The organism is Pseudoxanthomonas suwonensis (genome assembly GCF_000972865.1).
Taxonomy (GTDB): domain Bacteria; phylum Pseudomonadota; class Gammaproteobacteria; order Xanthomonadales; family Xanthomonadaceae; genus Pseudoxanthomonas; species Pseudoxanthomonas suwonensis_B.
Genome location: NZ_CP011144.1, coordinates 1,801,447 through 1,813,584 on the forward strand (window position 1 = coordinate 1,801,447; position 12,138 = coordinate 1,813,584).

Sequence of the window (12,138 nt, forward strand, 5' to 3'; positions counted from 1 at the left end):
GGCCGGTTGCAGCTGTTACCGAAGCCGGCCCACCGTGGCGCCGCCGGCCAGCTGCGCCAGTGCCTGCGCGCAATCGGCACGGACCTTCAGCGCGAGCAGATCGTCGGCGCGGGTGCGGCCGAGGTTGACCGCCGCCAGCGGAATCCCCGCCTCCGCCGCCATCCGCGCGAAGCGGAATCCCGAATACACCATCAACGAAGAACCGACCACCAGCATCGCGTCGCTGCGGCGCAGGTGGGTGGCGGCGGCCTCGACCCGCGCGCGCGGCACGCTCTCGCCGTAGAACACCACGTCCGGCTTGAGCATGCCGCCGCAGCGGGCGCAGCCGGGCACCCGGAACGCGGCGAAGTCCACGCCGTCCAGGTCGGCGTCGCCGTCGGGTGCTGCCGCGGCCACATGCCGCTCCCAGCCGGGATTGCGCGTCAGCAGTTCGTGCTGGAACGCGTCGCGCGGCATGGCCGCCGCGCAATCCAGGCAGACCACCCGGTCCAGCCGGCCGTGCAGGTCGATCACCGCGCGGCTGCCGGCACGCTGGTGCAGGCCGTCGACGTTCTGGGTCACCAGTGCCTCGAGGCGGCCGTCCGCTTCCAGTGCCGCCAGCGCGCGGTGCGCCGGGTTCGGTTGCGCGGCGGCGAAGCGCGGCCAGCCGGCCAGGCTGCGCGCCCAGTAGCGGCGGCGGGTGCCCGCCTCGCCGGTGAACGCCTGGAAGGTCACCGGCTGCGCGCGCTTCCAGCCACCGTCGGCGTCGCGGTAGTCGGGGATGCCGGACGAGGTGCTGCAGCCGGCGCCGGTCAGCACGAACAGGCGAGGGTGGCGGTCGATGAAGTCGCGCAGCACCGCGGCCGGCTCATGCACGGCAGCGTCGGCGGTTTGGACAAGGGCATCCATGCAGCCCTGCATGGGGCCGCCCGCGGCATGGCGCAAGCCGGTGCGGTTGACGCCCCGCGGCCGGCCGGCTAACGTGGCCCCGCCGGCGGTTCCATCGCTTCATCCCAATGGAGCGATGGATTAAAAGGGAAGTCCGGTGCGCCCGTGCGCGAGCACGGGCAATTCCGGCGCTGCCCCGCAGCGGTAATTGGAAACGACCTCCGCCATCGCACTGGCCCTCGCGGCCGGGAAGCGGCGGACAGTAGGCCCCGGCGCCCCGTGCGCCGCCCGTCCATGAGCCCGAAGACCTGCCCCGGCCGGAAGGCGTGCCCGCCTTCCGCCTGACCTGGAGCCTCCGCGGGGAGGCGGCCGGAACCTGCGCGCGGCGGCCCGCCGTGCGCGCGTTTCCGCGCCCGTCCCCGTGGCCGCTCCGGTTCGCCCGCGGGGGCGAAGGTCGCTCCGGCACCGCACGCGGCCCAGGCCGCGGACGGCGCCCGCCCTTCGTTCCTCATCGACCATGCATGAGGAATCGCACCATGACGCTCACCACCAACCTCGGCTTCCCCCGCATCGGGGCCCGCCGCGAACTCAAGCAGGCCCTCGAGGCCCACTGGGGCGGCGATACCGCCGCCACGCAACTGCTGGACACCGCCCGCGAACTGCGTGCCCGCCACTGGCGGCTGCAACGCGAGGCCGGCATCGACCTGCCGCCGTCCAACGACTTCTCGCTGTACGACCAGGTGCTGGACACCGCGTTCCTGTTCGACGCGATCCCGCAGCGCTACCGGGCCGTGGTCGATGCGGCGCCGCTGGCGGGCTACTTCGCCATGGCCCGCGGCCTGCAGCGCGACGGCATCGACCTGCGTGCGCTGGAAATGACCAAGTGGTTCGACACCAACTACCACTACCTGGTGCCGGAACTCGAAGCCGGCCAGCAGTTCGCCCTGCGCGGCGACAAGCCGGTCGCGCAATACCTGGAAGCGAAGGCGCTGGGCATCGAGACCCGGCCGGTGCTGATCGGTCCGGTCACCTTGCTGTGGCTGTCCAAGACGGTGGACGGCAGCGACCGCTTCGCCCTGCTCGAACGCCTGCTGCCGGTGTATGCGCTGCTGCTGGAGAAGCTGCACGCCGCCGGCGCGCAGTGGGTGCAGGTCGACGAGCCGGCGCTGGTGCTGGACCTGCCCCCGGCGCTGCGCGAGGCCTACCGCACCGCCTACGCGGCCCTCGCCGCCGGGCCGCGGGCGAAGCTGCTGCTGACGCCCTACTTCGGCGGGCTCGGCGACAACCTCGAGTTGGCCGCGTCGCTGCCGGTGGACGGCCTGCACCTGGACCTGGTGCGCGCGCCGGAGGAACTGGAGGCGGTGCTGGAGCGGCTGCCGGCGGATCGCGTGCTGTCGCTGGGCCTGGTCGACGGCCGCAACGTCTGGCGCACGCGCCTGGACAACGCCCTGCTGCTGGCCCGCTACGCGCGCAACCGGGTCGGCGGCGACCGGCTGTGGCTGGCGCCGTCGTGCTCGCTGCTGCACGTGCCGGTGGACCTGGACGGTGAGAAGGCGCTGGATGCGGACCTGAAGTCCTGGCTGTCGTTCGCCAGGCAGAAGCTCGGCGAGATCAGGCTGCTGGCCGATGCGCTGGAAGGCCGTGACGGCGCCGAGACCGCGCTGGAGGAGGCGCGCCAGCGGATCGAATCGCGCAAGACGTCGCCGCGCGTGCACCGCCCGGAAGTCGCCGCGCGCCTGGCCGGCCTGGCCGCCGACGCCGGCCGCCGCCAATCGCCATATCCGGCGCGCCGCCAGGCGCAGGCTGCGGCCCTGGGCCTGCCGTTGTACCCGACCACCACCATCGGCTCGTTCCCGCAGACCCACGAGGTGCGCGAGGCGCGCGCGAAGTTCAAGTCCGGCAAGCTGGCCGAGGCCGACTATGAGGCCTTCCTGGAAGCCGAGACCGAAAAATGCGTGCGCTTCCAGGAACAGGTCGGAATCGACGTGCTGGTCCACGGCGAGTTCGAGCGCAACGACATGGTCGAGTACTTCGGCGAGCAGCTCGAGGGCTTCGCCTTCACCAAGCTCGGCTGGGTGCAGAGCTACGGCAGCCGCTGCGTGAAGCCGCCGATCATCTTCGGCGACGTGGTCCGGCCGGCGCCGATGACGGTGCGCTGGTCGAAGTACGCGCAGTCGCTCACGGACCGGCCGATGAAGGGCATGCTCACCGGCCCGGTGACCGTGCTGCAGTGGTCGTTCGTGCGCGACGACCAGCCGCGCGCCGACACTTGCCGGCAGATCGCCCTGGCCCTGCGCGACGAGGTCACCGATCTGGAGGCGGCCGGCATCAAGGTCATCCAGATCGACGAGCCGGCGCTGCGCGAAGGCCTGCCGCTGCGCCGCGCGCAATGGGACGCGTACCTGGCCTGGGCGGTGCACGGCTTCCGCCTGACTGCTTCCGGCGTGGCCGACGCCACCCAGGTCCATACCCACATGTGCTACTCCGAGTTCAACGACATCATCGAGGCGGTGGCGGCGATGGACGCGGACGTGATCTCGATCGAGACCTCGCGCTCGCGCATGGAACTGCTGGACGCGTTCGTCAGGTTCCGCTACCCCAACGAGATCGGGCCGGGCGTGTACGACATCCACTCCCCGCGCATCCCCACCGTGGCCGAGATGGTCGGGCTGCTGGAGAAGGCGCGCGCGGTGCTGGCGCCCGAGCAGATCTGGGTCAACCCGGACTGCGGGCTGAAGACCCGCGGCTGGGCGGAGGTACGCACCGCGCTGGAGCGGATGGTCGAGGCTGCGCGGATCCTGCGCAGCGGGCAGGCGCGCGCGGCCTGAGCACGCGGCCCGGGCACACGGCATGCGCCGGCGACCGCCGGTGCATGCCGGTTCCGGCGGCGATGGCGCTGCCCGCCGCCGGGGCTGCCCGGCGCGGCGCGGCGCGCTACCATGCCGGTCCCCCCTGCACACCACAGGAACCGCCCAACGTGTCCATCAACCAGGAACAGAAGGACCGCATCGCCTCCGGCCAGGGCTTCGTCGCCGCCCTCGACCAGAGCGGCGGCAGCACGCCCAAGGCGCTCAAGCTTTACGGCATCGACGAATCGGCCTATTCCGGCGACGCGGAGATGTTCGCGCTGGTCCACCAGATGCGGACCCGCATCGTCACCAGCCCGGCCTTCAGCGGCGAGCGCGTGCTCGGCGCGATCCTGTTCGAGCGCACGCTCGACGACAGCTTCGCCGGCCAGGAAGCGGCCCATTACCTGTGGCAGACCAAGCGGGTCGTGCCGTTCCTGAAGATCGACAAGGGCCTGGAGGACGAGGCCGAAGGCGTGCAGCGGCTCAAGCCGATCCCGGGCCTGGCCGAGCTGCTGGCGCGGGCCAAGGCCAAGGGCGTGTTCGGCACCAAGGAACGCTCGGTGATCAAGGCCAACAACCCCGCCGGCATCGCCTCCGTGCTCGACCAGCAGTTCGAGTTGGGGCAGCAGGTGCTCGACGCCGGCCTGGTGCCGATCATCGAACCGGAGGTCGACATCAAGGCCGCCGACAAGGAGGCCATCGAGGTCGAGTTGAAAAAGGGCCTGCTGGCGCGGCTGGACAAGATCGACCCGGCCACGCCTGTGATCCTCAAGCTGACCCTGCCGAGCGTGGACGGCTACTTCCAGGAACTGGTCGACCATCCGAGCGTGCTCAAGGTAGTGGCGCTGTCGGGCGGCTACAGCCGCGACGACGCCAACGCCAGGCTGGCGCGCAACCCCGGCGTCATCGCCAGCTTCAGCCGCGCGCTGACCGAGAGCCTGAGCGCGCAGCAGAGCGACGAGGAGTTCGACCGCGAACTGGATGCGACGATCGAGTCGATCTACCGCGCCTCGATCGCCTGACCGTCCCGGTGCCGGCGTCGTGGGCGCCGGCACCCGCGGTGGCGGCGCCCATCGCCCGCCGCCCGCATCCGCCGCCGGGCCGGTACGCGCCCGCCATGCTTCCCGATGATGCTTCCCGAACACGAACTCCCGCGCCCGGACGACGACGATCCGCCGCCGCTGCCGCCGGACAAGCCGCTGCCGGCCGAGTGCTGCGAGAGCGGCTGCCCGATCTGCGTGTACGACCTCTACGCCGAAGCGCTGGAGGAATACCGGCACGCGCTGGCCGAGTGGAAGCGGCGGCACCCGGACGCAGGTCCGCCGTCGTTGTAGGAGCCGGGTTCAGCCGGCGACGCGACGCCGTGGGCAGGTGCGACGGCTGCCTCGCTCCGGCCAGCGTGGAGGTTCAACGCGGGGCCATCCACCACCTCGGGTCGCCCACTGAAGTGGGCTCCTACAGGTGAAGCGGACGGCGGTGTATCGGCTCAAGCCGTCGCCGGCAGCGGCGGCGCCGACGTCGGCCGGCCCAGCGGGTCGAGCGCGATCATCACGAAGCGGCCGCGGGTGCACAGCTTGCGCTCGCCGGTCAGCAGGTTCTCGTTGATGACCTCGACCTCGACGTTCATCGAGCTGCGCCCGACCCGGGCGATCCGGGCCACCACCTCGACCAGGTCGCCCTTGTGGATCGGCTGGCTGAAGTCGACCTGCTCCGAGCGCGCGGTCACCACCGTGGTCCGCGCCCAGCGCGAGGCGACGATGAAGGCGGCCATGTCCATCCACGCCAGCGCCTGGCCGCCGAACAGTGTGCCCAGGTGGTTGGTGTGGTCGGGGAAGACCATGTGCAGCAGCCGCGCCTCGGTGGGACGGTAGTCGGACTCGGGGGCTTCGGACATCGTGGTGCTCTCCAGAGAGGCTCGGTCTTCCAGGCGCGTCATCGCCGCGCGCGGACGACTTGCGTACACGGTGACCGCGCGGCACGGCTTCTTGTAGGAGCTGGCTTCAGCCGGCGACACGATGCCGTCGGCACAGGCGACTTCCTCATGGTTCCGACGCCCTGGTCGCCGGCTGAACCCGGCTCCTACACAAAGCGGCGGCGCTGTTGCTGTTGTAGGAGCTGGCTTCAGCCGGCGACACGACGACGTCGACACAGGCGACTCCCTCATGGTTCCGACGCCCGTGTCGCCGGCTGAACCCGGCTCCTACAAGGGGACGGCGGCTTCGCGGATGGATGACTTCAGGTGCGAATCCACCGCCTGCGCCACCTGGATGGGCGACTGGAACCCTGGCAGCCGGGCAACTTCCTCACCGTCGCGGAACAACGCCAGTGTCGGAGTCTGGCGCAGGCCCAGGCCGCGGAAGAATTCCTCGCCGACCTGCTCGAGCTTGACCTTGAGCAGGACCATGCCCTCGGCGGCAGGTTCGGCGGCGAACTTCCTCAGCGACATGTCGAGCATGGTGCAGCCCGGGCAATTGTCCTTGTGGAAGTCCACCAGCAGGCGCGGGTGCGCGGCGACGGCGGCGGCGTAATCGTCAGGCGACGAAGCGTGCAGGGTCTGCATTCTCGATGGTCTCGCTTGGCATGCCCGGACCAGGCATGCGTTGGGTACAGGTCAGGATGCGGTCGGTCCAGCGCTGGATCCTCAGCGCGTCGCGCTCGCCGTGCGGCATCTGCTCGATCTCCAGCCGCGGGTAGCGGGTGCCGAAGAACGCGGCGATCCGGCGCACCGCGCCGCAGTAGTACTCCTCGCCCCACTGGGTCTCGCCGGTGCCGAACACCGCCAGCTGCGCCGGCTTGCCGACCGCCGCGACCAGCTCGGCGATCAGCGCCTTCATCTCAGAGGGCGTGCGCCCGGCGTTGTCGGTCCAGGCGCCAAGCACGTAGAGGTCGTGGCGCGGTTCGCCGGCGTCGGTCAGGGCCTGGATCCCGGCCTCGATCCAGCTCACCTCGTGGCCCAGCGCCTCGCAGCGCGCACGCACCTGGCGGGCGACGTCACGGGTGTTGCCGCTGAGGGAGGAGAAGGCGATCAGGATGCGCATGGGGTGGATTCCTGCGGCTGGCTTTCCGCCGTCATCCCCGCGTAGGCGGGGATCCAGCGACTTTGGGGGGCCAACGGCAAAGTCACTTGGGTGACCAGCCATTCGGCTGTGGAAAAGCACCTCCCGCCTGCGCGGGAACGACGGAATCAGAGGTCATCGAAGCCGTTGTCCGAATTGGTCTTCTTGTAGCTGGCGTTGCGCATCTCGAAGAAGTCGGTCTTGGTCTCGGTGAAGTTGTCGGCGTAGGCCTTGATCCACGGCATCACGTTGTCGGTGCTCTCCGAGTACAGCTTCTCGATGCCGAGCATGCCGGACATCTTGTTGGCGCGGTACTTCACGTAGCGGATCATCTCGTCCACGTCGATGCCGTCGATGCCGTCCAGCACTTCGCCGGTCCACTGCGTCTCCAGCTCGATGGCGTGGGCGAAGGCGCCGTGCACGTAGTCGGTCAGCTCGTCGGTCTGCAGCTCCGGGTTCTCGCCGACGATGGCGCGGATCACCTCGCTGATGAACTTGGTGTGGGCCAGCTCGTCGCGGTTGATGAAGCTGATGATCTTGCCGGTGCCGGTCATCCGGTTCTGGCGCACCAGGTTGTAGAAGTAGGCGAAGCCGGAATAGAAGTTGATGCCCTCCAGGATCGAGGACTGGATCAGCGAGCGCAGCAGGGTCTCGGCGGTCTTCTCGCGCATGAAATCGTCGTAGGACGCCATGATCGGCGCGTTGCGCCGCTGGATCGTCGGGTGGGTGCGCGCGATCTCGAACACCCGGTTCTGGTTGGCCAGGTCGGTGATCGAGGCCAGCACGTAGCTGTAGCTCTCGTTGTGGATCACCTCCTGCTGGCCGATGATCGCGGCGTTGGCGTGCGCGGCCGGGTCGGTGATGTACTCGGCGACGTTGTAGATGAAGCGGGTCTGCGGCGAGTCCAGGGTGGCGAGCAGGCCGATGATCGAGTCGTAGGCGTTCTTCTCCCGCGCCGACAGCTCGCCGTACTGCTTGGCGTCGCCCTTCATGTCGACCTCGTCCGGGATCCAGAAGTTGGTCGAGAGTTCCTTGTAGGCGCGGTAGAACGACGGGTACGGGATGTCGTTCCAGTTGAGGATGCCGGAAGTCCTGCCGTTGATGATCCCGGTGGAGCGGTTCGGGTGGCGCGGCTCCAGGATCTTGATGCGGTCGAGCGGGGTGGCGGTGAGCGGAGCGGCCGTGGGCTGAGCGATGGCGGACATGGGATTCGGGTCTCTAGTTTTGCTCCCTCCCTCCGCTTGCGGGGGGAGGATTGGGAAGGGGAACGCGCCGCAGGCGCGGTTCCTGCTGTCGCTTTTGTTCGTCACTCCCGCGTAGGCGGGAGCCCAGTGTCTTTCGCGAAGCGGGCGAGCAAAGTCACTGGGTCCCCGCCTACGCGGGGATGACGGCGCTGGGGGTGGCGCAGTCGAGTCCGACCGTAGCCGATCAGCTCGAACACCATTCGCACTCGGCGATATCGATGTCGTTGGAACGCACGTAATAGGTGGTCTTGATGCCCTCGCGCCAGGCGGTCATGTGCAGTTCCAGCAGGGTGCTGGCGCGGATGGTGGAGGGCACGTACAGGTTGAAGCTGATCGCCTGGTCGACGTGGCGCTGGCGGCGGGCGTTCTGCCGCACCGAGGCGAACTGGTCGACCTTGTAGGCGCCTTTCTCGTAGTACGGCCAGGTCTCCAGGGACAGCCCCGGCGCGGCGACCGGGCGGCGGAAGTCCTTCTTCTCCTCGTAGTAGAACGCCGAGTAGATCGGGTCGATCGAGGCGGTGGAGCCGGCGATCTGCGCGGTGGACATGTTCGGGGCCACCGCCAGCAGCCAGCCGTTGCGCACGCCGTTGACCGCCACCTGTGCGGCCAGGTCCAGCCACGACGGGCTGTTGTAGCCGCGGTCGCGGAAGTAGGCGCCGGTGTGCCAGTCGCTGCCGGGGAAGGCGGGATAGGTGCCCTTCTCCTTGGCCAGCTCCATGCTGGCCTGCACGGTCAGCTGGTTGATCCGCTCGTACAGGGCGTCGCTGTAGTCCTCGGCCTGCGGCGAGTTCCAGTGGATGCCCTTCTGCGCCAGCAGGTGGTGCCAGCCGAAGGTGCCCAGGCCGATCGCGCGGTACTTGCGGTTGGTGATCGTGGCCTGCGGCACCGGCAGGTCGTTGAGGTCGATCACGTTGTCGAGCATGCGCACCTGGATCGGGATCAGGCGTTCGAGCACGTCGGTGATCAGGTCGCCCTGGTCCTGCTGCGGGACCACGGCGCGGCCGAGGTTGACCGAGGACAGGTTGCAGACCACGAAGTCGCCGGCCTGCCTGGTGGTCACGATCTGGTTGCCGGAGATGATCTCCTGCATGAGCCGGGTCGGGCTCATGTTCTGCAGGATCTCGGTGCACAGGTTGGACGAGTAGACCATGCCGGCGTGCTTGTTCGGGTTCTTCCGGTTGACCTCGTCGCGGTAGAACATGAACGGGTTGCCGGTCTCCAGCTGGCTGACCATGATCCGCTTGAAGATCTCGATCGCCTTGACCGTCTTGCGCGAGATGCGCTCGTCGGCGACGACCTCCTCGTAGCGCTTGCGGAAGGTGCCCTCGCCCTTCTTCTCGTCGTAGCTGTCCTGCAGGTACCAGCCCTTGATCCGCCTGACCTCGTGCGGGTCGAACAGGTACCAGTCGCCGCGGCGCTCCACTGCCTCCATGAACGCGTCGGGGACGCACACCGAGGTGAACACGTCGTGCGCGCGCAGGCGCTGGTCGCCGTTGTTCAGGCGCAGGTCGAGGAAGGCCTCGATGTCGCGGTGCCAGATGTCCAGGTAGACCGCCACCGCACCCTTGCGCTGGCCGAGCTGGTCCACCGACACGGCGGTGTTGTTGAGCTGCTTGATCCACGGCACCACGCCGCCGGAGGAGTTGGGCACGCCGCGGATCGAAGAGCCCGACGAGCGCACGTAACCCAGGTAGGCGCCCACGCCGCCGCCGCCCTTGGAAACGCGGGCGATATCGGTGTTGGAGTCGTAGATGCCCTGCAGGCTGTCGTCGACCGTGTCGATGAAGCAGCTCGACAGCTGGCCGCCGACCTTGCCGGCGTTCTGCAGGGTCGGGGTGGCCACGGTCATGTACAGGTTGGACAGCGCCCAGTACGCCTCGCCGACCAGCTGCATGCGCCGCTCGCGGCTGCCCTTGCCGGGGCCGGACTCGTCCTGCATCAAGTACAGGGCGATGGTCAGCCAGCGCTCCTGCGGCAGCTCGAACACCCCGCGCGAAGTGTCGGTGGCCAGGTAGCGGGTGGCCAGCAGGTACAGGCCGTTGTAGGCGAACAGCTTGTCGCGCTCGGGGTCGATCATGCGCCCGGCCTCCTGCAGTTCCTCCTTGGAGTAGGCGCGCAGGATGTCGTTGGAATAGACGTTGCGGTCGGCCAGGCTCTCCTGCAGGCCGACGTAGGAGCCGTACTTCTGCTCGGCGTCGTAGAAGCGGTTGCGGCTGGCGCGCTTGTACAGCCGGCGCAGGTACAGGCGCGCGGCGAAGTACTCCCACTCCGGCGCGGCCAGGTCCACCCGCGCCTCGGCCTCGCGGATCAGGTGGTCGACCAGGTCGTCGGCGTTGACCGCGTCCTTGCGCTCGACGAAGCCGAACACGCTGCGCTTGTAGTCGGCCACGTCCAGCTGCGGGAACTCGGCGTGGACGGCGTCGATGCTGCGCTCCAGGCGCGCGCGGTCGAGCGGAATGCGGCGGTTGCCGGCCTCCTTGGTGATCCAGGTGGCGACGGCGCTTTCGTCCAGGGTCGGTTGGGGCATGGGCGGGGCCTGGGGGGGCGGGGGCACGAGGTCGGTCGAGTCGGCGGCGATCGCGGCCGGCGGCGCGACGGCGGGCGTGGCGGCGGCGGCGGCGGCCGGCGCGGCATCGGCGATGGTGTCCTGGTGCGTCATTGCGTCCCCTCCTGTGCGTGGTGCACGCCACGACCCGCCCGCGCGGGATCGCGAAGCCGGAACGGAACGAGGATGGGAACGCGGCGTCGCAGGGATTGAGAGCACCGGCACGGGCCGGCCCTGCGTCGCCAGCCATCTCCCCCCGGAGATTCCGCGGCCGGCACCGCGCGGTGTGCTGCGCGCGGCTGTCGGCAGGTCTTCGGACTCATGGGCGCGGAAGGCCTGGCCTTCCTCCTACCCGCCGCTTCCCGGGACCGGCGGTCCCAGTGCTCATATGGCGGGGTCGTTCCCAATTACCGCTGCGGGGCAGTGCCGGACTGGCGCCAAGGCGCGTCACCGGCTTCCCTTTTGATCCGGAGGCGAGCGGGCCGCCGGAACCGACGACCACAAGATATTGGGGGGAAGCGGGATCGTCAATACGGAATGTTGGGCCTAGCCGGGAAAGCGGCGGAAAGCAATCCTGGCCTTGGGCCGGCGGACGCAGTCCCCGCAAACCGTCGACCCGGCCGGGGTGGAGCGTGTTCCAGGGGGCTGCCCAACCTCCCCGAGGCGGCCGGTTGGTTGCCGGCCGGCGGCGCTGGAGCCGCGCGATTGTGGCGGCAGCGGCGGCGACTTAAGGTGCGGCCGTTGCCGCACCACGACCTCGCCGTGCCGACGGACTCCCCTCGAGACGACCCGCGCCTGGCCGCGCTGCCCGACGGCCTGCACCGGCTGCGGCTGGCCGATGGCCGTGCGGCCGTGGCCAAGCGCCGGCGCGGTGCCCCGGCCGGCTTCTTCGCCGCCGAGACGCATGGATTGGCGCGGCTGCGGGCGACGGCCACGTTGCGCGTGCCGCAGGTATACGCCTGCGATGCGGAGGCGATCGTGCTCGAGGACCTCGGCCACGGACACCCCGGGCCGGCGGACTGGACCGATGCCGGACGCCGGCTGGCGGTGCTGCATGCGCACCACGGCCACCGCTTTGGCCTGGAGCACGACGGCTGGTGCGGCGACAGCGCCCAGGCGAACACACCGGCGGACGACGGCTGGGCGTTCTTCGCCCGCTGCCGGCTGCTGCCGCAGGGCCGGCGCGCGCGCGACGCCGGTCGTCTGGATGCATCGGACCTGCACGCGCTGGAACGGTTGTGCGTGCGACTGCCGGATCTGATCCCGGAACAACCACCCTCGCTGCTGCACGGCGACCTGTGGCTGGCCAACCTGCATCCCTGCGCCGACGGCGCGCTGGCGCTGATCGACGCGGCCGCCGTGCACCACGGCTGGGCCGAGGCGGAACTGGCGATGCTGACCCTGTTCGGCGAACCGCCCGCCGCCTTTTTCGACGCCTACCACGAGGCCGCCGGCATCGATCGGCACTGGCGCGCGCGGGCGCCGCTGTACAACCTCTACCACCTGCTCAACCACCTCAACCTGTTCGGCGCCGGCTACCTGGGCGCGGTGCGCGCAGTGCTCGCCCGGGCCTGACC

Annotated in this window: 10 protein-coding genes and 2 riboswitches; of the genes, 4 read left to right on the top strand and 6 right to left on the bottom strand. The window is 69.8% G+C overall.

Annotation, left to right across the window (positions count from 1 at the left end):
- Positions 1-15: 15 nt before the first annotated feature.
- A complete protein-coding gene (locus WQ53_RS07585) occupies positions 16-888 on the bottom strand; it encodes an NAD-dependent protein deacetylase (RefSeq protein WP_052633976.1) in 873 nt (290 codons plus the stop codon).
- A 68-nt stretch (positions 889-956) separates the two neighbouring features.
- Positions 957-1,197, top strand: a riboswitch (cobalamin riboswitch).
- A gap of 206 nt (positions 1,198-1,403) precedes the next feature.
- Here WQ53_RS07585 and metE point away from each other — a divergent pair.
- The 3 genes from metE to WQ53_RS07600 all read left to right on the top strand — a co-directional run bounded on the left by metE (position 1,404) and on the right by WQ53_RS07600 (position 5,050).
- Positions 1,404-3,695: a 5-methyltetrahydropteroyltriglutamate--homocysteine S-methyltransferase gene (metE, locus tag WQ53_RS07590; protein ID WP_052631580.1), complete on the top strand. Its 2,292-nt coding sequence runs from the start codon at positions 1,404-1,406 to the stop codon at positions 3,693-3,695.
- A 149-nt stretch (positions 3,696-3,844) separates the two neighbouring features.
- Entirely contained in the window at positions 3,845-4,738 is an 894-nt protein-coding gene (locus tag WQ53_RS07595; protein WP_144409264.1) for a fructose bisphosphate aldolase, read from the top strand.
- A gap of 105 nt (positions 4,739-4,843) precedes the next feature.
- A complete protein-coding gene (locus tag WQ53_RS07600; protein ID WP_052631581.1) occupies positions 4,844-5,050 on the top strand; it encodes an oxidoreductase-like domain-containing protein in 207 nt (68 codons plus the stop codon).
- 152 nt (positions 5,051-5,202) lie between these two features.
- Here the strand turns inward: WQ53_RS07600 and WQ53_RS07605 are convergent, their stop codons facing one another.
- From WQ53_RS07605 to WQ53_RS07625, 5 genes are all read right to left on the bottom strand, one after another.
- Positions 5,203-5,610, bottom strand: coding sequence for an acyl-CoA thioesterase (locus WQ53_RS07605; RefSeq protein ID WP_052631582.1), 408 nt, complete (start codon positions 5,608-5,610; stop codon positions 5,203-5,205).
- A 306-nt stretch (positions 5,611-5,916) separates the two neighbouring features.
- Entirely contained in the window at positions 5,917-6,276 is a 360-nt protein-coding gene (locus WQ53_RS07610) for a thioredoxin family protein (RefSeq protein WP_052631583.1), read from the bottom strand.
- A complete protein-coding gene (locus tag WQ53_RS07615; RefSeq protein WP_082112902.1) occupies positions 6,248-6,754 on the bottom strand; it encodes a flavodoxin in 507 nt (168 codons plus the stop codon). The genes WQ53_RS07610 and WQ53_RS07615 overlap by 29 nt, the downstream gene beginning before the upstream one ends.
- Positions 6,755-6,900: 146 nt before the next feature.
- Positions 6,901-7,977: a ribonucleotide-diphosphate reductase subunit beta gene (locus tag WQ53_RS07620; RefSeq protein ID WP_052631584.1), complete on the bottom strand. Its 1,077-nt coding sequence runs from the start codon at positions 7,975-7,977 to the stop codon at positions 6,901-6,903.
- Between the two features lie 223 nt (positions 7,978-8,200).
- A complete protein-coding gene (locus tag WQ53_RS07625) occupies positions 8,201-10,675 on the bottom strand; it encodes a ribonucleoside-diphosphate reductase subunit alpha (RefSeq protein ID WP_052631586.1) in 2,475 nt (824 codons plus the stop codon).
- A gap of 173 nt (positions 10,676-10,848) precedes the next feature.
- Positions 10,849-11,072: riboswitch (cobalamin riboswitch) on the bottom strand.
- A gap of 251 nt (positions 11,073-11,323) precedes the next feature.
- Here WQ53_RS07625 and WQ53_RS07630 point away from each other — a divergent pair.
- Positions 11,324-12,136: a fructosamine kinase family protein gene (locus WQ53_RS07630; protein WP_158497820.1), complete on the top strand. Its 813-nt coding sequence runs from the start codon at positions 11,324-11,326 to the stop codon at positions 12,134-12,136.
- The last annotated feature ends 2 nt before the right edge of the window (positions 12,137-12,138 follow it).